This is a genomic window from Bacillus sp. R45 (genome assembly GCF_021729365.1).
Taxonomy (GTDB): domain Bacteria; phylum Bacillota; class Bacilli; order Bacillales; family Bacillaceae; genus Bacillus; species Bacillus velezensis.
This window is the reverse complement of the sequence record NZ_CP091421.1, coordinates 3,263,672-3,289,214: the sequence shown is the minus strand read 5'-3', so window position 1 is coordinate 3,289,214 and position 25,543 is coordinate 3,263,672. Positions and strand designations below refer to the sequence as shown.

Genomic DNA, 25,543 nt, shown 5'->3' with positions numbered 1-25,543 from the left:
CCCGGGGAGGTTCTCCGTGTTACGGGATCATCCATGAAAACAGATGATGCTGTAAAAATGTAATGAGACAGACGAGCAGAAGCAAAAACAGACTGTGCTTAATCGTAAAGCGGAAAAGGTCGGCTTCCTTGCCCGCCAGACCGACAGCGGCACAGGCAACCGCAATGGATTGCGGAGAAATCATTTTTCCGGTGACACCGCCTGATGAATTGGCGGCAACGGAGAGAACCGGGTCCATCCCGACAGATAGCGCCGTCACCTTTTGCAATCCGCCGAACAATAGGTTGGCCGATGTATCAGAGCCGGTAATAAATACGCCGAGCCAGCCGAGCACCGGCGAAAAAAAGGTAAACATCGCGCCCGTCATGGCAAGCGCAAGACCGAGTGTCGTGCTCATGCCGGAAGCATTCGTCACATATGCAAAGCCGACAACAGAAACAATGGTCACGACCGGAAGCGTTAACTCTTTCACCGTTTCTATAAACGCTTCGCCCCACGTCTTCCACGACATGCCGAGGGCGAACTTGGAGATGACGGCGGCAATCAGAATCGCCGTTCCCGCTGAACCGAAAAGCTCAAGTTTGTACACGGCTTCAATCGGCGTGCCGTCCGCCTGAAGAATCTGCTGATTTACAAATGGGACGGGAGGCGTGAAGGTCAATGCTTTCCCGGCTGCATTCAGCCAGGAAAGCCACATTGACGTTCCTTCATAATGACCGGTTAAAGCAGCCTTCACGCCGGGAATCCCCCAAACGGATATCATGGCCGTCAGAAGAAGGAAAGGAGACCACGCTTTAAACACCGCGGCGCCCCCGTACTTGATCGGCGCCCGGTCAGCGGCCGCTGCTGATTCCCGTTCTGCCGCGAAACGAAAGGCCGTTTTCGGTTTCCAAAATTTCAAAAATACAGCGAGCGCGGCCATGGAAACAAGCGCCGACAGCACATCCGGAAGCTCAGGCCCTAAAAAATTCGAGCTTGCGTACTGCACGGCCGCAAAGGAGACGCCGGAAACAAGAATGGCCGGCCATACTTCAAAAGCCTTTTTAAACCCGCTCATCAAAATGATTAAGTAAAGCGGAATAAAGACGGATAAAAAAGGAAGCTGCCGGCCGACCATTTGGGAAATTTCCATTGCCGGTATCCCGGTCGGACCTTCGACGGCGGTAATCGGAATGCCGATCGCGCCGAAGGCAACGGGCGCCGTATTGGCAATCAGGCAAATTCCCGCCGCATACAGCGGCTGAAAACCAAGTCCGACGAGCAAAGCGGCCGAGATCGCGACGGGAGCGCCGAAACCGGCGGCGCCTTCTAAAAATGCCCCGAATGAAAAGGCGATGAGCAGCGCCTGCAAACGTCGGTCATCTGTAATTGAGAGCACCGAACTCCGGATAATCTCAAACTGTCCCGTTTTCACGGTGATTTTATACAGAAAGACCGATGTGACGATAATCCAGCCGATCGGAAGCAGCCCGTACACCGCTCCCTGAGAAGCGGACATCACCGCTTTTTCCGCCGGCATGCCGTAAACAAATACAGCGATTAAAAGTGAAACGGCTAACGTTAAAAGCCCCGCTATGTACCCCTTCATCCGTTTCACCGCAAGCGCCCAAAAAAAGAAGATAATCGGCACGAGCGCGCAAGCTGCCGATAAAAGCAAATTTTCCCCTAAAGGAGCGTACCCCTGTGTCCATTGCATCCCTAAAAAACCCCTCCTTATGTCATGTAAACGATTACTTTTTATGATAAGGTCATCTGATGACCGGGTTAATTAGCATTATATTTTGAAAGTTTTGAAAGTACAATACTTTTCTTGAACAAATTGTCTGAACCTGTCGGCAACACAAAAAAAGAAGTATAATAGACGATAAACATCAAGATTCACAAGTGACGGGGTGATCGCGTTGAAATATAAACAAATTAAAACGAAAAAAATCTACGAAGAAGTCGCTGACGCATTGCTGGAGAAGATAAAAGCGGGCGAGCTTAAGCCGGGTGAAAAGCTTGATTCCGTTCAGGCGCTTTCCGAGAGTTTTCAGGTCAGCCGCTCGGCGGTCAGAGAAGCGCTGTCGGCTTTGAAAGCGATGGGGCTCGTCGACATGAAGCAGGGAGAAGGCACATACATAAGAGAATTTGAGCCGTCTCATGTTTCCCAGCCGCTTTCTTCCGCCCTCTTGATGAAAAAAGAGGACGTCAAACAGCTGCTCGAAGTCAGAAAGCTGCTTGAACTCGGCGTCGCCGCCATGGCCGCTGAAAAACGCACCGAAGACGATTTACAAAAAATCCGCCAAGCTCTCATGGAGATGAAAGACATTGACGGAGACGAAGAATTGGGCGAAAAAGCAGATTTCTCCTTTCACATGGCGCTGGCGGAAGCATCACAAAACGGGCTGCTTAAGCATCTCATGAATCATGTCTCCGCGCTCCTTTTGGAAACAATGAGAGAAACGAGAAAAATTTGGCTGTTTTCTAAACGAACGAGCGTGCAGCGATTGTATGAAGAGCATGAACGCATTTACAGCGCCGTCGCCGCCGGAGACACGGATGAAGCGGAAGCAGCGATGACGGCGCACCTGACGAATGTGGAAGAAGTGCTGGGGGCTTATTTTGAAGAAAATGTATAGAAGCTGACTTGTGAAAGGGGATAACATCACATGCAGGCCGAATCTTTTTTTTCTGACCATGTAAAGAAAGCTCTGACAAATGATCCTCCCGGGGAATGGATGCCGGCAGTTCCGAAAGCGTGCATCCCCCTGCATTCCGGCTATCCCGATCCCGCACTCGTTCCTGATAAGGAGCTGAAAGAAGCCGCCTCCCGCCTTCTGGATGAGGAGCGCGATCTGCCGCTGCATTATATGGGAAGCCCGAGGACGGCCGTTTTAAAAAAGCAGATTCAAGAACGGTTAGCCATCCGCGGCATTCACTGCCGGGACGATGAGCTGATCGTGACGTCAGGCGCCTGTCAGGCGATAGATCTGGCTGCGCGGGTTTTCCTCGATGAACAAACCGCCGCTGCCGTTGAAGCTCCGGTCTATATGGAAGCGCTCGAGATTTTCAAAAATTATACACCGCATATCATGAGCATTCCGACAGATCAAGAGGGCCTGCAAACAGAAACATTAGCCTTCATGCTTGAGGAAAGAAAACGAAAAGGGCTTCTGCTTCCCCGTCTTCTCTACACGATACCCGCTTTTCAGAATCCTGCGGGAACCGTAATGTCAGCGAAGCGGAGAACCCGCCTGCTTCAGCTTGCCGAAACGTATGATTTTCTCATCTTGGAGGATGATGCATACGGCGAGCTCGGATTCACCGATATTCCGCCGCCCTTGAAAGCCATGGATCAAAACGGCCGGGTGCTGTACGCCGGTTCATTATCAAAAGTCATCGCGCCGGGTATGAGGATCGGCTGGATTGCAGGGGACGCCGCATTCATCACGGCATTGTCATGGTTAAAAAAAGACTTAGGCCATCCGTTTTCCCAAGCGGTGACCGCCGTCTATCTGGAACAAACGAATATTGAAGAACGGCTCGCCGCCTTGCGGGAAGCATATCGAAGCAAACGTGATGTTTTGCTCGCCGCATCAGCGCGATATCTTCCGGAATCCGCATCCTGGCACGTGCCTGAAGGCGGTTACTTTGTATGGGTGAAAGCGCCGGGGGCTGATACGTCCGCACTGCTGGCGAGGGCTCTGTCTCACGGCGTTTCCTATGTACCCGGAAAATATTTTTTTCCGCATCAGGAAGACGGTGCCGAATATCTCCGCCTGTCGTTCAGTTTTCCCGGTAAAGCCGCGATAAAAGAGGGTGTGCAAAAACTGGGACACCTGCTGAAAAACGGGATCTAGAGGAGCATGGGAAGCTTTAAGGCTTCTCTTTTTTTTACCCTTCAGCGCATCGGGCGAAAGGATTTTTCAGAAAAACCTTCCAATCCATATTCAGAATAGTGTAGGATATTTATAGAGCTTTCCAAAAACAGGTCATCAGATGACCGGATCACATACTGAGGATGAAAGAGGGGTTCATCATGAAAGTCTCATTATTTGTCACGTGCCTTGTGGATATGTTTCAGACCAATGTCGGAAAGGCGACGGTTGAGGTGCTGGAACGGCTCGGGTGTGAGGTGGATTTTCCCGAGGGGCAGATTTGCTGCGGGCAGCCCGCATACAACAGCGGGTATGTGACGGATGCGAAAAAAGCAATGAAGCGGATGATTGCCGCGTTTGAAGAAGCGGAGTACGTCGTCAGCCCGTCAGGTTCCTGTACGACGATGTTCCGTGAATATCCGCATCTGTTTCAGGACGATCCGAAGTGGGCCGCAAAAGCGCAGCAGCTTGCGGACAAAACATATGAGTTAACGGATTTTATCGTCAACGTTCTCGGGGTGGAGGATGTCGGGGCGGTGCTGCATAAAAAAGCGACAGTCCATACATCGTGCCACATGACGAGGCTGCTCGGCGTGTCGGAGGAGCCGATGAAGCTTTTGCGCCATGTCAAGGGGCTCGAGCTGACCGCGCTACCCGGAAAGCACCAATGCTGCGGATTCGGAGGAACATTTTCTGTGAAAATGGCGCAAATCTCTGAACAAATGGTGGATGAAAAGGTCGCCTGCGTGGAAGACACGGAAGCCGAGGTGCTGATCGGGGCGGATTGCGGATGTCTGATGAATATCGGCGGTCGTCTTGACCGTAAGGATAAAAACGTCAGAGTCATGCACATCGCAGAAGTGCTGAACAGCAGATAAGACGAGAAACAACAAGGGGGTAAAATCATGGCGATGAAAATCGGTACCGCCGCTTTTAAAGAGCGGGTATCAGAAGGAATAGATAATGAGTTTATGAGAGGAGCCGTCTCCGGAGCGCAGGAACGGCTCAGGACAAGGAGGCTCCAGGCGGCCGAGGAATTGGGAAACTGGGAGGATTGGCGTTCCCATGCGGAAGAAATCAGACAGCATGTGCTGGACAATCTTGATTTCTATTTGGAACAGCTCGCCGAAAATGTCGCCAACAGAGGCGGGCATGTCTTTTTCGCCGAAACGGCGGAAGAAGCGTCCTCCTATATCCGCGATGTCATCCGTCAGAAAAACGCCAAAAAAATCGTAAAATCCAAATCCATGGTGACAGAAGAAATCAATATGAACGAAGTGCTTGAGGAAGAGGGCTGTGAAGTCACAGAAACGGATCTCGGCGAATACATTCTCCAGATTGACGATCACGATCCGCCGTCACATATCGTTGCTCCCGCTCTTCACAAAAACAAAGAGCAGATCCGTGACGTGTTTAAAGAGAGACTCGAATACAAACAGACGGAAAAACCGGAAGAGCTCGTCATGCACGCGCGCAGCGTTCTCCGGAAAAAATTTCTCGAAGCGGATGTCGGCATCACGGGCTGCAACTTTGCAATCGCGGATACCGGATCGGTCAGTCTCGTGACAAACGAAGGAAACGGCCGCCTTGTGTCCGCGCTGCCGAAGACGCAGATCACCGTGATGGGAATGGAGCGGATCGTTCCTTCATTTTCTGAGTTTGAAGTGCTTGTCAGCATGCTGACGAGAAGCGCGGTCGGCCAGCGGCTTACAAGTTACATTACGGCGCTGACGGGCCCCCGGCAGCAAGGAGAAGCTGACGGGCCTGAGGAATTTCATCTCGTGGTTGTGGATAACGGGCGTTCCCGCATACTCGGCACGGAATTCCAATCGGTGCTGCAATGTATCCGCTGCGCCGCCTGCATCAACGTCTGTCCCGTGTACCGGCATGTCGGCGGACACTCGTACGGGTCCATCTATTCGGGTCCGATCGGCGCCGTCTTATCGCCTCTTCTCGGCGGATATGACGAATACAAGGAGCTCCCGTACGCATCTTCCTTATGCGCGGCCTGTACGGAAGCGTGTCCCGTTAAAATTCCGCTGCACGAGCTGCTGCTCAAGCATCGGCAGAACATTGTGGAAAAAGAGGGCAAAGCGCCGATCAGCGAAAAACTGGCGATGAAAGCCTTCGGGCTCGGCTCGTCATCCCCGTCCCTTTATAAACTGGGATCGAAATGGGCGCCTGCCGCCATGACGCCGTTTACGGAGGATGACAAAATATCAAAAGGGCCGGGGCCGTTAAAAGAATGGACGGCAATACGGGACTTCCCGGCGCCGCATAAATCGAGATTCAGAGATTGGTTTAAAGACCGGGAAAAACAAAAGGGGGAAGAATGATGATGAAAGGGACGATTACACATCAGGAATCCTTTCTAAACCGGATCGCCGGAAGTCTGGGCAGAGAGCGCAGGAAATCAGGCGTGTCCCTGCCTGAATGGAAGTATCAGCCTCAATATCAAACGCATGCGGACTGTACGGAAGACGATCTTGTCACGATGCTGAAAGACCACTGCGTCAACATTCATACCGAACTGATCGAAACGGATGCAGCCGGGCTTTACGACGCTTTGCGCACGCAGGTGAACCGCTTTGAAGGAGGGCCTGTCATCATTCCGAAGGACAGCCGGTTTGAAATGTACGGCTTGCAGACCCTTATGACAGAAGAGTGGCCGGACGAAGGGATTCCCGTTTGGGAATGGGACGCGGAACAAGGAGCGAAAAATATTGAAAAAGCGGAACAAGCGAATGTGGGCATCACATTCAGCGAGATCACGCTTGCGGAATCAGCCACCGTCGTTTTGTATGCGTCAGAGCATGCCGGCCGTTCCGTCAGCCTGCTTCCGACCACCTATATCGCAATCATCCCGAAATCTTCCATTGTGCCGAGAATGACACAGGCCAGCGATATACTGAAACAGCAGATCAGAGACGGCGTCACCGTTCCTTCCTGCATCAACTATATTACCGGACCGAGCAACTCGGCCGATATCGAAATGGATTTGGTTGTCGGCGTCCACGGACCCGTTAAAGCCGCTTATATCCTTGTGAATGACCGATAAAAAACAAACCCCGGTTTGCGGCCGGGGTTTGTTTTTATATAAACGCGTTAATGATCATGATAAAACAGATCGCACTGACAGAAATAATCGTTTCCATCGCCGTCCATGTCAGGAACGTTTCTTTTACCGTCATTCCGAAATACTCTTTAATGAGCCAGAAACCGGAGTCATTGACATGTGACAGAATCAAAGAGCCCGCTCCCGTTGCCAAAACGAGAAGCTCGCTGCTGACGCCCGGCATGACAGATGCAATCGGAGCAACAATGCCGGCCGCCGTCATCATGGCGACAGTCGCTGAACCTGTGGCGACACGGATGACCGCCGCGATCGTCCAGCTTAAAAGAACGGGAGAGAAGCTTGAGTGCTTCGCCATGTCAGCGATATACGTGCCGACGCCTGAATCAATCAGGACGTTGTTAAAAGCGCCGCCGGCTCCGATCACAAGCAGAATGGAAGCGATCGGTCCCAGACAGTCATTGCTGAATTTTAAAATGCTTTCCCTGTCGAAGCCCTGATAAAAACCAAGGCTGAAAAAGGAGTAAACCGTGGCGATCAAAAGCGCCGTGACAGGGTCGCCGATAAATTTAAAAGTTTCATAGAGCGTGCTTTTTTCCGGAAGCGCAATTTCGGCAAGCGTTGCCATAAGCATCAGGATCACCGGTACCAATATCGTAAACAATGTATTTGCGAATCCCGGAAGCTTGCGTTTTTCATTCCGTTCAATAAATTGTTTTTTCAACAGTTCGGGAACGGGTTTATGAATGCGCTTACCAATCCATTTTCCGTAAAGCGGCCCCGCGATGATGGCAGTCGGAATACCGACGATTAAAGAATACAAAATCGTTTTTCCGACATTGGCGTGATAAATGCCGACAGCCGCCATCGCCGCCGGGTGGGGCGGAACCAATCCGTGCACGACGGAAAGTCCCGCAAGGAGCGGAATCCCGATCGTCACTAATGAAACCCCGGTTTCAATCGCAATCGTAAACAAAAGCGGCACGAGCAGGACGAAGCCGACCTGGAAAAAGACCGGGATGCCGACAATAAAAGCGACGGCCATCATCGCCCAATGCACTTTCTTTTTGCCGAAGCGGCCGATCAGGGTGTGGGCGATCCGCTCCGCACCGCCTGATTCAGCCATCATTTTTCCGAGCATCGTACCGAGGGCCAGCACGATCGCAAGCAGAGACAGCGTATTGCCGAGCCCGGTTTTCATTGAAGTGATAATGTCCGGCAGATTCATGCCCGTTGCGAAACCGACAAGGATGGATGTAATCAAAAGACTGATAAACGGATTTAATTTAGCGACCGTAATCAATAAGAGTAAAACGATAATAGCGGCAATGACAATAAACAGTAACATGACCTTTTCACCCTTTCAAAGAAGAATTAACGGCTTTGTTTGAGCTGAAATTCACTGATGACGTCAAATTCATCTTTGAGCTTGTCATACAGCCGCTCGTATAAGTAAAACAGCTCAATATATGTTTCGCTGTTTTTGACGTTCGGTTCATGGCGGTGCGAAATTCTGATCCAGTCCTGAACATCCTCGATCCGTTCCATTTCGCCAAGGCTGTGCAAAGCGAGAACGGCCGCTCCGAGCGCAGAGGCTTCGTAACTTTCCGGAACGAGGACTTCCCGTCCCATCGTATCGGACAAAATCTGCCTCCACAGCGGCGATCTCGCAAATCCTCCCGAAGCCCGCACGTCTTTTGCGGGGCCCGCCAAATCTCTCAATGCGACACCGATTGAAAAGACGCTCATGATGACGCCTTCCAGCACCGCTCTGATAAAATGCTCCCGTTTATGGCGGAGGCTGATGCCGAAAAACGTTCCGCGGGCATTCGGGTTCCAAAACGGCGCGCGCTCCCCTGATAAAAACGGCAGAAACAGCAATCCCTCAGAGCCTGCGGGCACTTTATCAGCAATATCAATCATTAAATCGTACGGATCAATGCCGAGCCGCTTCGCCGTTTCAACTTCCGGAGAAGCGAATTCGTCTCGAAGCCAGCGCAGCATAATGCCTCCGTTATTCGTCGGGCCTCCGATGACCCAATGCTTGTCAGTCAGCGCGTAACAGAATGTCCGCGCTTTTTCATCCGTAATCGGCGCATCCGTCACCGAACGCACGGCTCCGCTTGTTCCGATCGTAACGGCCACTTCGCCTTTGCCGATCGCGCCGACTCCCAGGTTGGCGAGCACGCCGTCATTTGCGCCGATAATAAACGGTGTATCCGCATGAATGCCCATCCGTGCAGCGATTTCCGGCGCAAGGCCGCGCAGCTGATGAGTGGTCGGCACAATGTCCGACAGCTGATCTTCCCGGATTCCGGCAATCCTGAGCGCTTCTTCATCCCAGGAAAGCGTATCTAATCGGAACAGTCCCGTTGCCGAAGCGATCGAATAATCGACGACATAAGTTCCGAAAAACTCGTGCAGAATATATTCTTTAATACTGATGAATTTGGCGGTTTTCGCGAATGTCTCCTTGTCCTGTTCTTTCATCCACACAATTTTGGAAAGCGGAGACATCGGATGAATCGGCGTACCCGTTCTTTTATAAATATCAAAACCGTTCATCTCTTTTAAAATCCGTTTTGATTGCTCGGCGCTGCGGTTGTCCGCCCAAATGATGCTTTTGGTCAGCAGGCCGCCGTTTTGATCGACAGCTATCAATGAGTGCATGGCGGTGCTGATGCCGATTGCAAGCAGATTGTCAGGACTCAGTCCGGCCTTTGTGACGGCGCCCCTGATGCTTCCGATCACCGCTTCCAAAATGTGCTCAGGATCCTGCTCGGCCCATGCCGGCTTTGGCTGTATTAAATCATAGTGAACCGAATGCTTGGCTAACACTTTGCCTCTTGGTCCGAACAGAACGGCTTTCGTACTGGTCGTGCCGATATCCAGACCGATAACAGCTTGGGTTTCCTTCATAATATATCCCGCCTAATCTGATTGAATAATAAGATAGATTTATAATGTATGCCCTTACAAAGTCAATTATAGGAATAATTTTTTTATAAATCAACGATGAAGAAGAAAAATTTTTTCATAAAATTGCCTCAATTCCCGCTGTATCGGCTTTCTCTCTTTTGAAAAAAATATTTAGAAAACGATTACAAACGTTTGTGCGCGATCATTTTTCTGATTTGCTGCAAGTTGGCGAGCGTTTTCTCCTGCCGCAGCCGGGCCGTGGCGAAATACAGTGTATCAATGACCGACAGCTGGGCAAGCCTTGCGGACATCGCCTCCGTTCTGAAAGCCGTCTCCCTTGTTGATGTATACAGCACAACGTCGGAAATCTGGGTGAGCGGCGACTTTTGGTAGCTTGTAATGCCGATCGTGCCGGCGCCGAGCGATTTGGCCGTTTTGACCGCGTCGAGCACGTCCTTGTTGCTCCCCGAATGAGAAATACCGATGACTGCGCTTTCAGGACCGAGAAGACCCGCTGACATCGCCTGAAAGTGAGAATCCGTATGCGCGATGCAATTTATACCCGTACGCATAAATTTATGATACGCGTCAGTGGCGATCAGCCCGGAACCGCCGTTTCCGTAAAATTCGATTCTGTCTGCGCGGTGGATCATTTCTACCGCTTTTTCAACGTCGGCCGGATCTAATAATTGAAAGGTATCGGTCAGACCGGAAATGTTTGTGCGGAAAACTTTCCGGATGATGACTTCGATATCGTCGTCGGGGCTCATTTCTTCATGAATGTGCTGCACCGGCTCCTGAACGATCTCCTGAGCCAGCGCGATTTTTAAATCCTGATAGCCGGAAAAACCGAGCCGCTTGCACAGCCTGAAAATCGTCGCTTCAGAGCTTTTCGTTTTTTCGGCCAGCTGAATGATGGAAAGGTGAACCACGTCTTTCGGTTCCTTCACGATATGGTCTGCAATCGCTCTCAATTTTGGCGACAAACCTTTGCTGGCCGCCTGAATTTTCCCGATGCTGCTTGAATTCACAGGGGTCATACTATAACCTCCCTACTCGAATGTAAACGCATACTTTTATGATAAAGCAAGTTTCAATATAAGGAAAACAGAATTTTAAAATTGTTTTTTCAATTTTGTGTATAAAAAAAGAGAAAAAGCCGCCGATGATAGAAAGTGAGGAGGCATCTGAATGAAAAAAGCATGGATTCTCGTCATATCATTCGGCATTGCGCTTGCGCTGTTTTTATACGCAAACACAAAGGTGAAAGCGGAAAGCATGGCGCCGGAAAGCAAAGCCTTGTGTCCGGATTTCAGCTGAAATTTCCGAATCACCGGGAAGGACAATAGACGGAAAAAATTAGTATTGACTTTGAAAATAGAAGACTGTATATTATGTTACTATATTCAGAAAATAAAAACTCAAGAGATTCATTTAACATAAAACACTGTGAACGGGAGCAGTAAAAGAATCCAGTCAGAAAAAGAGAGCCGCGGGTTGGTGAAACGCGGACTGATTGTTCTTTGAACTCGCCCGGAAGTGGCAGGGCGGAACGGAATTGTCGGAATATTCCCTATGTCCTAACGGCTGACCTTCGTTAAAAGGTTTTTAAGCTGGATTCCGGATATTCGGGATCAACAAGAGTGGTACCGCGGCTGCCTGAGGCACGCCGTCTCTTTTCCTAAAGAGGCGGCGTGCTTTTTTATGTGATGAACACTTTTTGCGAGAGGGCGTGTGATAGATGGAAAAGGACAAGCAAACGTTAAAACGGACGATGTCGTCCAGACACATTATGATGATGGCGCTTGGAGGCGCAATCGGGGCCGGGCTCTTTAAAGGCAGCAGCACGGCGATTGATGAAGCGGGGCCGTCCGTGCTGTTGGCCTACCTCCTCGGCGGAATCATTCTGCTGTTTATTATGCAGGGGCTGGCCGAAATGGCCGTCAGAAACAAACATGCAAGGACGTTCCGTGATTTGGTTCAGCAGTCTCTCGGTTCGTACGCTGCATACTTTTTAGACTGGATCTATTGGAAAATGTGGGTGCTCAATATTGCCGCGGAGGCGGTCGTAGCCGCTATTTTCATTCAATATTGGCTGCCGGAATGTCCGATATGGATACTGGCTTTGATCATTTCCATCGTGGTGACGGTCGTAAACATGCTTTCTGTGAAACTGTTTGCCGAGACGGAGTACTGGCTCGCGCTCATTAAAATTACAGTGATTGTCATCTTTATTTTATGCGGAATTCTGCTATTATTTTTCTCATTCGGCAATCACACGGCGCCGGGGCTGTCTCATTTAACGGATCACGGAGGGTTTTTCCCGCATGGAGCGGGGGGCGTCATTACGGCGATGCTCGTCGTGATCTACTCATACGGCGGAACGGAAATCATCGGCGTCACGCTGGCGGAGACAAAAAACCCCGAAAAGGTGATTCCGAAAGCTGTCCGAAGCACGTTAACGCGGATTGTCGCTTTTTACTTGCTGCCGTTTTTCATCATCGTCAGCCTGATTCCTTGGAATCAAGTCAACAGCGTTCCCGAAAGCCCGTTTGTCATAGTATTTAAGATGATCGGAATTCCGGGTGCCGACCATATTATGAATGCCGTCATTCTTCTTGCGATTATCTCGTCTATGAACTCGGGACTGTACGGATCATCCCGCGTCTTATTTACGCAGGCTTCTGACGGCCGGGTGCCGAAAATCTTTTCAAAACTATCGAAGAAAAAGGTTCCCGTCTATGCGATTCTGACTTGTACGTCATTTTTATATGTAGGCGTCCTGATTTCTTTATTTGCGGGAAGCCAGACGTTTAATTATTTGATGGGTTCCCTCGGCTATACCGTGCTGTTCATCTGGCTGATTATCGGATTTGCCCATTTGAAATCAAGAAAACATTCAACAGAACAGCCGGCTTATTACGTCAAATGGTTCCCGTACACGACATGGTTCGCGGTGCTTGCGCTTTTGGCCATCCTGATCGGCGTAATTGCGACGACATCCATCGTCATCACATGCATCACTGCGGCCATCTATCTCCTCATTACGGCTGCGTATCTCGTAAAAGGGAGACGTCAATAAATAAAAAAACTCTTGCCGCGCGGCAAGAGTTTTTTTAATGAACGGCCTTTTTTTCTGCGGCCAGAGCAGGTGTTTTCAGTTTCTTCGGTGTTATATTCACAAAACAAATGCTTGTGACGATCAGAAGCAGTCCGGCTAAAAGGCTGACGGTCAGCGGCTCATGCAGAAATATCGAGCTGACGACAATGGATATGAGCGGGATCAGGAAGGTGTAAGAGGCAACCTTGCTTGCTTCCCCTGAACCGACAAGCGTAAAAAAGGCGAGCCAGCCGAGCGCGATGACAAATACCGAAATGAACAGAAGGCTGAGAATGAACGGAGCTTTCCATTGAATCGCTGAAAAGCTTTCTGAAAAATGGCCTGAGCTGACAAGCAGCACGCCGCCGATCAGAAGCTGAAGAGCGACCATCCAGATAGAGTCCGCGCGTCCGCCCGTTCTTTTCACATATACCGTGCCGAGCGCCCAGCTGACCGCGGAGCCTAAGGCCAAAAGAATGCCGGCGATGGAAATATGGCCACCGAAACCGGCTGCGCTGATGACGGCGACACCGGCAAAGCCCAGAATAAGACCGGCTATTTTCAAAGGATACATCGATTCCCCGAGCCACAGCCAAGAAAAAACGCCCATTAACACCGGCTGGAAAAACACGATGGCTGAAAATAAGCCGGCAGGCAGGTAATTCAAGCCGACCGTTTGCAGGCCGTAAAATAAAGTAATATTTAAAATGGCAGAAATAAGATAGATCGGCCACGTTTCTTTAAAACGCAGCTTTTTAAAACGGGGCAGCGCCACCATTAATAATAGAAGTCCGCCGATCAGCGTGCGGATTCCGGCAAACAGAAGAGGCGGCGAATAGGCGAGCGCGGCTTTTGTCAGCGGCCAGTTAATTCCCCATACCGTGACTAGAAACGCCAGCATAAGAGCCGTCTGTATTTTCGAAAGCTGTTTCACGTCGTTCACTCCTTGTAGAACAATTCCATCATATGATACGGTAATCAGTAAGATAAATAAAATGAATCTTTTTTATAAGGAGCATAAGTAAAACGTTATGACGATTACACAACTGCGGGTTTTTGTTCAAATCGCTGAAACGGGAAGCTTTACAAAAGCGGGGCAGGCGCTGAATATGACACAGCCCGCCGTAAGCCATGCCATCTCGGCGCTTGAGTCAGAGCTCGGCATCAAGCTGATCATCCGCGAGCGCCGCAACGGCGTAAGGCTCACGGACACGGGCGGAAAAATTCTCGTTCATATCAGAGAGGTGCTCAAAGGCATAGAAAAAGCCGAGCAGCTGGCGGCCGCGGAAAGAGGGCTTGAACAGGGAACGATTCACATCGGCACATTTCCGGCCGCTTCCGCTTATTTCATTCCAAAACTGATCAGCGTGTTTAAAAAACGGTATCCGAAACTTGAGTTGGTGCTTCATGAAGGAACGGTTAACGAAGTAAAGGAATGGCTCCGCTCCCGGGTAATAGATGTGGGGATCACTCTTTTTCCTACGGAAGACATGGAATATCTGCCGCTGAAAAAAGATAAAATGGCCGTCGTGCTTAGAAATGATCATCCGCTTTGCAGCTGTGAGTCAATTACTCTGAAAGATCTTGACCGCCAGCCGATGATCATCTGTGACGGAGGATACGAATCACCGTTTATTGATATGTTTAAGGAGGCAGGGTCTGTGCTGACTGCCGCATTCACTGTTTACAACGTCAATACGTCCATCAGCATGATCAAAGAGGGGCTGGGAATAGCGATATTATCACAAATGTCTATGTCCGGAATATCGCTGCCGGAAAATGTCGTGACAAGGGAACTCAATCAGGCGGTGTACCGTGATGTTCTGCTTGCCGTTCCTTCTGTAAAAGAGGCTTCATTGGCGGCAAAACTTTTTATTCAAATCGCGCAGGAGCTCACAAAGAATGAATAAAAAGACCCTAATGATCTTAGGGCCCTGAATCTTATCGGTTAATTTTAAAAGAGTTTGTCGTATTGACAAGTTTTGAACCGCTGAACGTAGCTTTGACACGATAATAACCTGTCTTGCATCCTTTTAAAGAGAATGACTTAGTCACCCTTACTGAGAAAGAAAAGGTTGTTTTTTTGCAAGTCGTCCATTTCTTTCCGGACTTTCGCTGTAAGTATAGGTTTCCTTTAAAGGTTCGATCTGACGGATACGCTGTACTGAGAGTAAAATCGACACTTTTCGCTTTTTTCGTGTAGTAGGAGGCATCGGTAAATCCGCTTACATTTAAATGCTGCTGAGTGCCGGAATAAAAGTCTGCGGCATATGCCTTATCGGTGTTTCCGGTAAAGAAGATTGCTGCCAGTAAAGCTGTTGTGAGTGCCATTAAGATTTTTTTACGCATATAGACTATGACTTCCTTCCTATTCAATATATGACATATGTTAACATTATTGGTTCTGTTCTTTCAATGATATCTTTTCATTTTTATATCATTCTAGGCTCTTCATATCTGAATGTAATAGATTCATTCATACAGAGTTCACTAGTGACGACCGCTGACTGATTGTTCGAAGATCATCGAATCAAATTGTTTAACTCACGGGAAAAGCTGTGGTAAGGTGTGTGGTAGAGACCTTGTTTAAGATCTGCTTACACTAAACCATAAAGGAGAAAACGATGGCTGAACATACATTGAAAGATACTGCGTTTTCCGTATTGAATTTATCGCCGGTCGTACAGGGGGGAACGGTTGCTGAATCGTTCCGCAACAGCATGGATTTAGCGCACCGCGCCGAGGAGTGGGGCTATAACCGCTATTGGCTGGCGGAGCATCATAATATAGAAGGTGTCGCCAGCTCGGCAACGGCGGTGCTGATCGGCCACATCGCCGGCGGCACGAAAAAAATCCGCGTCGGTTCTGGGGGTATTATGCTGCCGAATCATTCGTCACTTATAATCGCGGAGCAATTCGGAACCCTTGAAACGTTATATCCGGGGCGGATTGACCTGGGGCTCGGGCGTGCGCCGGGAACCGACCAATTAACGGCGAGAGCCTTAAGAAGAAACATAAACAGCGGGGAAGATTTCCCGGAGCAGCTTGAAGAATTGAGAAATTACTTCAAACCGTCAGGCAATGTGCGCAATCAAGTCCGCGCCATTCCGGGCGAAGGGCTGGACGTGCCGATCTGGCTTTTGGGATCGAGCGGCTTCAGCGCGCGTCTTGCGGGAGAGCTCGGGCTTCCGTTCGCCTTTGCGGCTCACTTCTCACCGAAAAACACCGTGCCCGCCCTTGAGCTGTACCGAAGCTCCTTCCGTCCGTCAGACGTACTGGATCAACCGTACGCGATGGTCGGCGTCACCGTCATTGCCGCCGATACGGATGAAAAGGCGGAGCATCTGGCGACATCGCATTATCAAAGATTTTTAGACCTCGTCCGCGGCACGCCGAACCAGCTGAAGCCTCCTGTTGAAGACATGGATCAAATCTGGTCGCCGTATGAAAAAGCGATGGTCAATGAACAGCTCAGTTCAACGATCGTCGGCGGACCGGAGCGTGTGAAGGAAAAGCTGGAAAGCTTCATCCGGACAACACAGGCGGATGAAATCATGGTGAATTCAGAAAGCTTTGAGCATGCCGACAGAATGAGATCATTTGAGATCATCGCCGAATTAAAAAACAGCTGAGCAAAAAAGCAATGTGCCGCGCACATTGCTTTTTTTATTCGCCGATCCGCCTGACGGAATTTCGGATGACGAGTTCCGGTTCATACACGACGTCATCCTTCTTCGGTTTTTTATGCTCTAAGCAGTCGATGACGTATTTTGCCGCCGCTTTCCCCATAATGGATTTCGGATGCTTGACAGAGGTGAGCTTCACCTCGGAAATCTGGGCGAAATGTGAATCATCATAGCCCATGATTGACACGTCATCAGGCACCTTTAAGCCGAATTCTCTGAGAAGATTAATCGTCTTCAGCGCAATTTCATCATTATAACAAAGAATGGCCGTCGGGTATGATCCGCTGTTTTGCTCAAGGGTATGCTTAATTTTTTGAAGAAGCACGGTTTCTTTTTCTTCAGTCGTGTAAGTCACGATCATGTCCGGAGACGGAAAAATCCCGCGCTCCCGGTGCGCCTGAAGATAGCCGTTCATCCGTTTGACGCCCTGCGTGTCATCCGCTTTAAAGATTCCCATAATGTGCGTGTGGCCGAGGGACATGACGTATTCGCAAGCCATCATGCCGCCTTTGACATCATTGACGGAAAAGCTCGGTGCGGCCAGCTCCGCATAAGAGGCGTTAATCATGGCAAACGGAATGCCGTTTTTCTCCAGGTTGAGATAGTAGCCGATGTTGGGCGTCTGCAGCGCGCTTTTCGTAGGCTCGACAATCAGCCCGTCTATATTTTTGGACAGCAGGTTTTCAAGGCCGCGCCGCTCACTTTCTGTATTGTTGTTGGTGCTCGTCAGCAGCATGGAATAGCCCTGTTCGCTTAAATAAGATTCAATTCCCCTGATGATGCTCGGGAAAATATAGTCTGATATGTACGTTGTAATGACACCGATCGTTTTGTTTGAATGCATGGCTGATTTCGCCGTGCGTGAAGCGACAAAGGTGCCTCCGCCCTGAACGCTGTACAGCAGCCCCTGCGAGACCAAATCTCCGATCGCCTTTCTGATGGTATGGCGGCTGACCCCGAACTGCTGCATCAGCTCATTTTCCGTAGGCAGCTTTTCGTCCGGCTGTATTTTTCCCTGATTCAGCCATGAACAAATTTCTTCTTTTACTTGAGCATATTTCGGTAGCATATCAATTCCTCCAAAATGTATACGGACAAATTCCAGTATAACATAGTAAGCCCTTTCATCAAGCTGTAAAAATAATTGACAGATTATGAAAAACTGCTTATTCTTTATTTGTACGTACTAATTTCCCTTATTTTTAGATAAAATTCTTTATAAGTACGTACAAATGTGGCGGTTCTGAAGAAAACAAAGCAACTCAAGCGCCGCACTCTGTTTTGTAAGCGTTTTTATTCTATTATTCGCGGGAGGGTAAAATTCATGAAGAATCACCCGGCACCAATTGGCTCAAATGTACCTGTCACTCGGCAGCATTCGAAGTGGTTTGTCATTCTCATCTCATGCGCGGCCGGACTGGGAGGGCTTTTGTACGGTTATGACACGGCGGTGATTTCCGGCGCCATCGGTTTCCTGAAAGATTTGTACCGCTTAAGTCCTTTTATGGAAGGGCTCGTGATTTCAAGCATTATGATCGGCGGTGTTTTCGGCGTCGGAATTTCCGGATTTTTGAGTGACCGGTTCGGACGGAGAAAGATTTTGATGGCAGCGGCGCTGTTGTTTGCGGTGTCAGCGGTTGTCTCTGCGCTTTCTCAAAGTGTGTCTTCCTTAGTGATCGCCAGAGTCATCGGCGGTCTGGGAATCGGCATGGGCTCCTCGCTTTCTGTCACGTATATTACAGAAGCCGCTCCGCCGGCCATACGCGGCAGTCTTTCCTCACTGTATCAGCTGTTTACGATATTAGGGATCTCCGGCACTTATTTTATTAACCTTGCCGTCCAGCAGTCCGGCTCGTATGAATGGGGGGTGCACACCGGCTGGCGGTGGATGCTCGCTTACGGCATGATTCCGTCCGTCATCTTTTTTATCGTGCTGCTTATCGTGCCGGAAAGTCCGCGCTGGCTTGCGAAAGCGGGGCGCCGGAATGAAGCCCTCGCCGTGCTGACGCGCATTAACGGCGAGCAGACCGCGAAAGAAGAAATCAAACAAATCGAAACGTCTTTACAATTAGAAAAAATGGGTTCATTGTCTCAGCTGTTTAAACCGGGGCTGAGAAAAGCGCTTGTGATCGGGATTCTGCTGGCTTTATTCAATCAGGTCATCGGCATGAACGCAATTACGTATTACGGGCCGGAAATTTTCAAAATGATGGGCTTCGGACAGAATGCGGGGTTTATCACGACATGCATCGTCGGTGTCGTTGAAGTGATTTTCACCATTATCGCGGTTCTTTTAGTCGATAAGGTAGGCCGGAAAAAGCTGATGGGGGTCGGATCAGCCTTTATGGCGCTGTTCATGATCTTAATCGGGGCATCCTTTTATTTTCAGCTGGCGAGCGGTCCGGCTTTAGTCGTCATCATATTGGGATTCGTCGCCGCTTTCTGTGTATCAGTCGGGCCGATTACGTGGATCATGATTTCGGAAATCTTTCCGAACCACCTCCGCGCACGCGCCGCCGGTATTGCGACGATATTCTTATGGGGGGCCAACTGGGCGATCGGCCAGTTCGTGCCGATGATGATCAGCGGGTTGGGGCTCGCGTACACCTTCTGGATATTCGCCGTCATTAATATTCTCTGTTTCTTGTTTGTCGTGACGATCTGCCCTGAGACGAAAAATAAATCATTAGAAGAAATAGAAAAACTCTGGATAAAATGAAAGCGTTTTACGACAAAAGTCCGCTCCGGCGGGCTTTTGTCTGTCACCTTCATTCCGTTTCTGTATATAATGACTGTATCAAGGAGATACTGGTAAATCCTGCGAAGAATGTCGAGGAATTGACCTTTAACAGTTGAATTAACAATGTCATCCTGTTAAAATAATTAAAGAAAGCAGACATAATTTTTTTTGGCTATGATGGGACGTTTTTTGTCATAGCGGGACATTTTCTGTCCAGTATGAATAGGAAGGAACGTTTGAGTCATGAACCAGTTAATACAAGCTCAAAAAAAATTATTGCCTGATCTTTTGCTTGTGATGCAGAAAAGATTTGAAATCTTGCAGTATATCAGGCTTACAGAACCGATCGGCCGCAGAAGTCTTGCAGCCAGTCTCGGATTGACCGAGCGCGTTCTCAGAAGCGAGGTTCAGTTCTTAAAAGAACAAAATCTCATCGATATTAAAACAAACGGCATGACAATGACGGAAGAGGGCTATTCACTGCTTTCGATTCTGGAAGATACGATGAAGGATGTTTTAGGATTGACGCTTTTGGAAAAGACATTAAAAGAGCGGCTCAATCTGAAAGACGCCATTATCGTTTCCGGAGACAGCGACCAATCTCCTTGGGTCAAAAAAGAATTAGGGAGAGCGGCCGTTGCATGTATGAAAAAGAGATTTTCAGGCAAAAATATCGTCGCTGTAACCGGCGGTACGACAATTGAAGCCGTCGCCGATATGATGACGCCGGATTCAAAAAACCGCGAGCTCCTGTTTGTGCCCGCAAGAGGCGGTTTAGGCGAAGATGTGAAAAACCAGGCGAACACCATATGCGCGCATATGGCGGAAAAGGCTTCAGGCACTTACCGGCTTTTGTTCGTTCCCGGCCAGCTGTCACAAGGCGCCTACTCATCTATTATTGAAGAGCCTTCCGTAAAAGAGGTGCTTCACACGATTAAATCAGCGAGTATGCTCGTTCACGGAATCGGCGAAGCTAGAACAATGGCGGAGCGAAGAAACACGCCTTTGGAAGATTTGAAGAAAATAGATGACAATCATGCGGTGACAGAGGCATTCGGCTACTACTTTAATGCGGACGGAGAAGTCGTTCACAAGGTGCATTCAGTCGGAATGCAGCTCGATGACCTCGATGCCATTCCCGACATTATCGCGGTAGCGGGCGGATCATCAAAAGCAGAAGCAATCGAAGCTTATTTTAAAAAGCAGCGAAACACGGTTCTCGTCACGGACGAAGGAGCCGCAAAGAAGTTATTAAGGGATAACAGTCCCTCAATATAAATATCTCTCACTTATTTAAAGGAGGAAATAATCATGGCAGTAAAAGTCGGTATTAACGGTTTTGGTCGTATTGGACGTAACGTATTCCGCGCAGCATTAAACAATCCTGAAGTTGAGGTAGTAGCAGTTAACGATTTAACAGACGCTAACATGCTTGCTCATCTTTTACAATATGATTCCGTACACGGAAAATTAGATGCAGAAGTTAAAGTTGACGGCAGCAACCTTGTTGTTAACGGCAAAACAATCGAAGTTTCTGCTGAGCGCGATCCTGCGAAACTCAGCTGGGGCAAACAAGGCGTTGAAATCGTAGTTGAATCTACTGGTTTCTTCACAAAACGCGCAGACGCTGCGAAACACTTAGAAGCAGGCGCGAAAAAAGTTATCATCTCTGCACCTGCTAACGAAGAAGATATCACAATCGTTATGGGTGTTAACGAAGACAAATACGATGCGGCTAACCACCATGTTATCTCTAACGCATCTTGCACAACAAACTGCCTTGCGCCGTTTGCAAAAGTACTTAACGACAAATTCGGCATCAAACGCGGTATGATGACAACTGTTCACTCTTACACAAACGATCAGCAAATTCTTGATCTTCCGCACAAAGACTACCGTCGTGCGCGTGCAGCAGCTGAAAACATCATTCCTACATCAACTGGTGCTGCTAAAGCAGTTTCCCTTGTTCTTCCTGAACTGAAAGGCAAACTGAACGGCGGAGCTATGCGTGTGCCGACTCCAAACGTTTCTCTTGTTGACCTAGTTGCTGAACTTAACAAAGACGTAACGGCTGAAGACGTAAACGCAGCTCTTAAAGAAGCGGCTGAAGGCGATCTTAAAGGAATTCTCGGCTACAGCGAAGAGCCATTAGTATCCGGAGACTACAACGGCAATGCTAACTCTTCTACAATCGATGCTCTTTCTACAATGGTTATGGAAGGCAGCATGGTAAAAGTAATCTCTTGGTACGATAACGAAAGCGGCTACTCTAACCGCGTTGTTGACCTTGCAGCTTACATCGCAAAACAAGGTCTTTAATTCATAGCTCCCGGAAAGGGCCGGACTTGGTTCTTTCGGACAGAAACGCTATAATGAAAGCGGACAAGGGAAGGGGACGGACTCCCTTTCCCTTTTTCCATGAGAACCGGCTTTCAGAAAGCGCCGGATTGCTGCAGAACGTCCGCGTTTTGAAGTTTCCGCGGCACTTTCGTTTTCTGAGCCGCCTGCCCTGGCTCAGAAGACGATCTGCCCCGTGCCCGGAAGCTGCAATCTGCCCCGCGGCGGAAGCATCATGAGGCGGTTTCACGTTTCACGTTTTTCGTGCTATGCAAACCATTTTGAAGGAGGATCTCCTAAGGCATGAATAAAAAAACAGTAAAAGACATCGACGTAAAAGGCAAAGTCGTATTCTGCCGCGTTGACTTTAACGTTCCAATGAAAGACGGGGAAGTAACAGACGATACTCGTATCCGAGCTGCGCTTCCAACAATCAAACACCTTGCAGACCAAGGCGCGAAAGTCCTTCTTGCGAGCCACTTAGGCCGCCCGAAAGGCGAAGTGGTTGAGGAGCTTCGTTTAACTCCTGTCGCTGCACGCTTAGGCGAACTGCTCGGAAAAGAAGTGAAAAAAGCGGATGAAGCTTACGGCGATGCTGTAAAAGCACAAATTTCTGATATGAAGGACGGAGACGTTCTTGTATTGGAAAACGTACGTTTCTACCCTGGTGAAGAGAAAAACGATCCTGAGCTTGCTAAAGCATTTGCTGAGCTTGCGGATGTATATGTCAATGACGCATTCGGTGCTGCCCACCGTGCTCACGCATCTACAGCCGGAATTGCCGAGCATCTGCCGGCGGTTGCAGGATTCCTGATGGAAAAAGAGCTTGACGTTCTCGGCAAAGCCGTGACAAATCCTGAGCGCCCGTTTACGGCAATCATCGGCGGCGCGAAAGTAAAAGACAAAATCGGCGTAATCGAAAGTCTGCTTGATAAAGTGGACAACCTGATCATCGGCGGAGGTCTTGCTTACACATTCGTAAAAGCGCTTGGCTATGAAGTCGGTAAATCTCTTCTTGAAGAAGATAAAATCGAACTTGCAAAATCATTCATGGACCGCGCGAAAGAAAAAGGCGTTAAATTCTATATGCCGGAAGACGTTCTCGTTGCTGATGATTTCTCTAACAATGCAAACGTTCAAATCGTGCCGATCTCTGAGATCCCAAGTGATTTAGAAGCGATCGACATCGGAACGAAAACCCGCGAAACGTACGCTGAAGTTATCAAAAACAGCAAACTTGTCGTATGGAACGGACCTATGGGCGTATTCGAAATCGACTTGTTCGCTCAAGGCACAAAAGCAGTGGCTGAAGCATTGGCAGAGGCAAACGATACATACTCTGTCATCGGCGGAGGAGACTCTGCGGCAGCCGTTGAAAAATTCGGCCTTGCTGACAAAATGAGCCATATCTCAACAGGCGGCGGCGCATCCCTTGAATTCATGGAAGGCAAAGAGCTTCCGGGTGTAGCTGCGCTGAACGATAAATAAAAACTGCTATAAGGAAGTGGAACAGATGAGAAAACCAATTATAGCCGGTAACTGGAAAATGAACAAAACACTCGGCGAAGCTGTCAGCTTCGTTGAAGAAGTGAAATCTTCCATTCCAGCAGCAGACAAAGCGGAAGCCGTTGTTTGCGCACCAGCTCTTTTCTTAGAAAAGCTGACTTCTGCTGTTAAAGGAACTGACCTGAAAGTCGGCGCCCAAAACATGCATTTTGAAGAAAACGGTGCGTTCACAGGTGAAATCAGCCCGGTCGCTCTGAAAGACCTTGGCGTGGATTACTGCGTCATCGGCCACTCTGAGCGCCGTGAAATGTTCGCTGAAACTGATGAAACAGTTAACAAAAAAGCGCATGCCGCTTTTAAACACGGCATTGTGCCGATCATTTGCGTAGGTGAAACGCTTGAAGAGCGCGAAGCCGGAAAAACAAATGATCTTGTTGCCGATCAAGTGAAAAAAGGGCTTGCGGGTCTTTCTGAAGAGCAAGTTGCTGCTTCCGTTATTGCGTACGAGCCAATCTGGGCAATCGGAACAGGCAAATCTTCTACAGCGAAAGATGCAAACGACGTCTGCGCGCATATCCGTAAAGTCGTTGCTGAAAGCTTCAGTCAGGAAACTGCTGACAAGCTCCGCATTCAATACGGCGGCAGCGTAAAACCTGCAAATATTAAAGAATATATGGCAGAGTCCGATATTGACGGTGCTTTGGTCGGCGGCGCAAGCCTTGAACCGCAGTCATTCGTTCAATTATTGGAGGAAGGTCAATATGAGTAAAAAACCAGCTGCACTCATCATTCTTGATGGGTTCGGATTACGCAATGAAACAGTCGGAAACGCAGTCGCACAAGCGAAAAAACCGAATTTCGACCGTTATTGGAACCAATACCCTCATCAGACGCTGACGGCATCAGGCGAAGCAGTCGGACTGCCTGAAGGACAGATGGGGAACTCTGAGGTCGGTCATTTAAATATCGGCGCCGGACGTATTGTGTACCAAAGCTTAACACGCGTGAACGTTGCCATCCGCGAAGGCGAATTCGAACGCAATCAAACGTTCCTTGACGCCATCAAAAACGCGAAAGACAACGACAAAGCGCTGCACCTGTTCGGCCTTCTTTCTGACGGAGGCGTACACAGTCACATCAATCATTTATTCGCACTGCTGAAACTTGCGAAAAGTGAAGGACTGACGAAGGTGTATATTCACGGTTTCCTCGACGGCCGCGATGTAGGTCCGCAAACGGCGAAAACTTACATTCAGCAGCTGAATGAGCAGATCGAAGAAATCGGTGTCGGCGAAATCGCCAGCATTTCCGGACGCTACTACTCCATGGACCGCGACAAACGCTGGGACCGTGTGGAAAAAGCGTACCGCGCAATGGCTTACGGCGAAGGCCCGTCTTACCGCAGCGCGATGGATGTAGTCGACGATTCTTATGCGAACGGCATTCATGATGAATTCGTCATTCCGTCCGTCATCACAAAAGAAAACGGTGAACCCGTTGCGAAAATTCATGACGGCGATTCTGTGATTTTCTATAATTTCAGACCAGACCGCGCCATCCAGATTTCAAACACGTTTACCAACAAAGATTTCCGCGATTTCGACCGCGGTGAAAATCATCCGAAAAACCTGTATTTCGTCTGCCTGACTCACTTCAGTGAATCTGTTGACGGATATGTGGCTTTTAAACCGGTAAACCTTGACAATACGGTCGGTGAAGTATTAGCACAGCACGGGTTAAAACAGCTTCGCATTGCAGAAACTGAAAAGTATCCGCACGTTACGTTCTTTATGAGCGGCGGCCGCGAAGAAGAATTCCCGGGCGAAGAGCGCATCCTCATTAACTCGCCGAAGGTCGCGACATATGACCTGAAGCCTGAAATGAGCGCGTATGAAGTGAAGGATGCTCTTGTAAAAGAAATCGCGGCTGACAAGCACGACGCGATCATCCTGAACTTTGCAAACCCTGACATGGTCGGCCACTCCGGAATGGTCGAACCGACGATTAAAGCAATTGAAGCAGTGGACGAATGCTTAGGCGAAGTGGTTGACGCCATTATCGCTAAAGGCGGACATGCCATCATTACCGCTGATCACGGTAATGCGGACATTCTGATTACAGAAACAGGCGAACCGCACACTGCCCATACGACAAACCCAGTCCCTGTCATTGTGACGAAAGAAGGCGTGACGCTGCGCGAAGGCGGAATCCTAGGCGACCTCGCACCAACGTTATTAGACCTTCTCGGTGTTGAAAAACCGAAAGAAATGACCGGAACATCTTTAATTCAAAAATAAGCGTAAATCAAAAGGAGAGACAAAC

At 49.1% G+C, this 25,543-nt stretch carries 22 protein-coding genes and 1 other annotated feature; of the genes, 15 read left to right on the top strand and 7 right to left on the bottom strand.

Annotated features, from left to right (window positions below):
- Nucleotides 1-19: 19 nt before the first annotated feature.
- Nucleotides 20-1,696 (bottom strand): L-lactate permease LutP, encoded by a 1,677-nt coding sequence (gene lutP, locus L3V45_RS16255; RefSeq protein WP_003151572.1) that lies wholly within the window; start codon nt 1,694-1,696, stop codon nt 20-22.
- Nucleotides 1,697-1,901: 205 nt separating this feature from the next.
- On the opposite strand from lutP, the gene L3V45_RS16250 reads away from it, so the two are divergent.
- The 5 genes from L3V45_RS16250 to L3V45_RS16230 all read left to right on the top strand — a co-directional run bounded on the left by L3V45_RS16250 (nt 1,902) and on the right by L3V45_RS16230 (nt 6,918).
- Nucleotides 1,902-2,621 (top strand): L-lactate utilization/bacilysin biosynthesis transcriptional regulator LutR, encoded by a 720-nt coding sequence (locus L3V45_RS16250; protein ID WP_003151573.1) that lies wholly within the window; start codon nt 1,902-1,904, stop codon nt 2,619-2,621.
- A 30-nt stretch (nt 2,622-2,651) separates the two neighbouring features.
- A complete protein-coding gene (locus tag L3V45_RS16245) occupies nt 2,652-3,842 on the top strand; it encodes an aminotransferase-like domain-containing protein (protein WP_046341431.1) in 1,191 nt (396 codons plus the stop codon).
- A 179-nt stretch (nt 3,843-4,021) separates the two neighbouring features.
- The gene (locus L3V45_RS16240; RefSeq protein WP_007613889.1) at nt 4,022-4,738 is read left to right on the top strand and encodes a (Fe-S)-binding protein; all 717 of its coding nucleotides are present in this window, start codon (nt 4,022-4,024) and stop codon (nt 4,736-4,738) included.
- A 27-nt stretch (nt 4,739-4,765) separates the two neighbouring features.
- Nucleotides 4,766-6,196 carry a LutB/LldF family L-lactate oxidation iron-sulfur protein gene (locus L3V45_RS16235; protein WP_015387682.1) on the top strand — a complete coding sequence of 477 codons (1,431 nt, stop codon included), beginning with the start codon at nt 4,766-4,768 and terminating at the stop codon, nt 6,194-6,196.
- Nucleotides 6,196-6,918, top strand: a complete 723-nt coding sequence (locus tag L3V45_RS16230; RefSeq protein ID WP_115996715.1) for a LutC/YkgG family protein — start codon at nt 6,196-6,198, stop codon at nt 6,916-6,918. The genes L3V45_RS16235 and L3V45_RS16230 overlap by 1 nt, the downstream gene beginning before the upstream one ends.
- A gap of 34 nt (nt 6,919-6,952) precedes the next feature.
- Here the strand turns inward: L3V45_RS16230 and L3V45_RS16225 are convergent, their stop codons facing one another.
- The 3 genes from L3V45_RS16225 to L3V45_RS16215 form a co-directional block, all read right to left on the bottom strand.
- Nucleotides 6,953-8,281, bottom strand: coding sequence for a GntP family permease (locus L3V45_RS16225; protein ID WP_003151583.1), 1,329 nt, complete (start codon nt 8,279-8,281; stop codon nt 6,953-6,955).
- Nucleotides 8,282-8,307: 26 nt separating this feature from the next.
- Entirely contained in the window at nt 8,308-9,852 is a 1,545-nt protein-coding gene (gene gntK / locus L3V45_RS16220; RefSeq protein WP_007407372.1) for a gluconokinase, read from the bottom strand.
- Nucleotides 9,853-10,034: 182 nt separating this feature from the next.
- Nucleotides 10,035-10,892 (bottom strand): MurR/RpiR family transcriptional regulator, encoded by an 858-nt coding sequence (locus L3V45_RS16215; RefSeq protein ID WP_003151588.1) that lies wholly within the window; start codon nt 10,890-10,892, stop codon nt 10,035-10,037.
- Nucleotides 10,893-11,043: 151 nt separating this feature from the next.
- Between L3V45_RS16215 and L3V45_RS19540 the strand changes: the two genes are divergently transcribed.
- Together L3V45_RS19540 and L3V45_RS16210 are read left to right on the top strand one after the other, a co-directional pair.
- Entirely contained in the window at nt 11,044-11,172 is a 129-nt protein-coding gene (locus L3V45_RS19540; RefSeq protein ID WP_254900093.1) for a hypothetical protein, read from the top strand.
- A gap of 120 nt (nt 11,173-11,292) precedes the next feature.
- Nucleotides 11,293-11,532: a binding site (T-box leader), on the top strand.
- 61 nt (nt 11,533-11,593) lie between these two features.
- Nucleotides 11,594-12,934, top strand: coding sequence for an amino acid permease (locus L3V45_RS16210; RefSeq protein WP_022553812.1), 1,341 nt, complete (start codon nt 11,594-11,596; stop codon nt 12,932-12,934).
- Nucleotides 12,935-12,968: 34 nt separating this feature from the next.
- On the opposite strand, the gene L3V45_RS16205 is transcribed toward L3V45_RS16210, so the two are convergent.
- Entirely contained in the window at nt 12,969-13,886 is a 918-nt protein-coding gene (locus L3V45_RS16205; RefSeq protein ID WP_003151595.1) for a DMT family transporter, read from the bottom strand.
- A gap of 97 nt (nt 13,887-13,983) precedes the next feature.
- Here L3V45_RS16205 and L3V45_RS16200 point away from each other — a divergent pair, with 97 nt between their 5' ends.
- Nucleotides 13,984-14,862, top strand: a complete 879-nt coding sequence (locus L3V45_RS16200) for a LysR family transcriptional regulator (protein ID WP_003151597.1) — start codon at nt 13,984-13,986, stop codon at nt 14,860-14,862.
- 31 nt (nt 14,863-14,893) lie between these two features.
- Here the strand turns inward: L3V45_RS16200 and L3V45_RS16195 are convergent, their stop codons facing one another.
- Nucleotides 14,894-15,301 carry a hypothetical protein gene (locus tag L3V45_RS16195; protein WP_003151600.1) on the bottom strand — a complete coding sequence of 136 codons (408 nt, stop codon included), beginning with the start codon at nt 15,299-15,301 and terminating at the stop codon, nt 14,894-14,896.
- Nucleotides 15,302-15,576: 275 nt separating this feature from the next.
- Here L3V45_RS16195 and L3V45_RS16190 point away from each other — a divergent pair, with 275 nt between their 5' ends.
- Entirely contained in the window at nt 15,577-16,584 is a 1,008-nt protein-coding gene (locus tag L3V45_RS16190) for an LLM class flavin-dependent oxidoreductase (RefSeq protein WP_079004899.1), read from the top strand.
- Between the two features lie 34 nt (nt 16,585-16,618).
- Here the strand turns inward: L3V45_RS16190 and L3V45_RS16185 are convergent, their stop codons facing one another.
- Nucleotides 16,619-17,707 (bottom strand): arabinose utilization transcriptional regulator AraR, encoded by a 1,089-nt coding sequence (locus L3V45_RS16185; protein WP_003151603.1) that lies wholly within the window; start codon nt 17,705-17,707, stop codon nt 16,619-16,621.
- Nucleotides 17,708-17,962: 255 nt separating this feature from the next.
- Between L3V45_RS16185 and L3V45_RS16180 the strand changes: the two genes are divergently transcribed.
- The 6 genes from L3V45_RS16180 to gpmI all read left to right on the top strand — a co-directional run bounded on the left by L3V45_RS16180 (nt 17,963) and on the right by gpmI (nt 25,518).
- Entirely contained in the window at nt 17,963-19,357 is a 1,395-nt protein-coding gene (locus tag L3V45_RS16180; protein ID WP_003151605.1) for an arabinose-proton symporter AraE, read from the top strand.
- Between the two features lie 264 nt (nt 19,358-19,621).
- The gene (gene cggR / locus L3V45_RS16175; RefSeq protein WP_003151607.1) at nt 19,622-20,656 is read left to right on the top strand and encodes a gapA transcriptional regulator CggR; all 1,035 of its coding nucleotides are present in this window, start codon (nt 19,622-19,624) and stop codon (nt 20,654-20,656) included.
- Nucleotides 20,657-20,689: 33 nt separating this feature from the next.
- Nucleotides 20,690-21,697, top strand: a complete 1,008-nt coding sequence (gene gap / locus L3V45_RS16170; protein WP_003151611.1) for a type I glyceraldehyde-3-phosphate dehydrogenase — start codon at nt 20,690-20,692, stop codon at nt 21,695-21,697.
- 321 nt (nt 21,698-22,018) lie between these two features.
- Entirely contained in the window at nt 22,019-23,203 is a 1,185-nt protein-coding gene (locus L3V45_RS16165) for a phosphoglycerate kinase (protein WP_236837098.1), read from the top strand.
- A 25-nt stretch (nt 23,204-23,228) separates the two neighbouring features.
- Complete coding sequence (gene tpiA / locus L3V45_RS16160; RefSeq protein ID WP_003151618.1) at nt 23,229-23,990, top strand: triose-phosphate isomerase; 762 nt, start codon at nt 23,229-23,231, stop codon at nt 23,988-23,990.
- Entirely contained in the window at nt 23,983-25,518 is a 1,536-nt protein-coding gene (gpmI, locus tag L3V45_RS16155) for a 2,3-bisphosphoglycerate-independent phosphoglycerate mutase (protein ID WP_003151620.1), read from the top strand. Before tpiA ends, gpmI begins: the two co-directional genes overlap by 8 nt.
- The last annotated feature ends 25 nt before the right edge of the window (nt 25,519-25,543 follow it).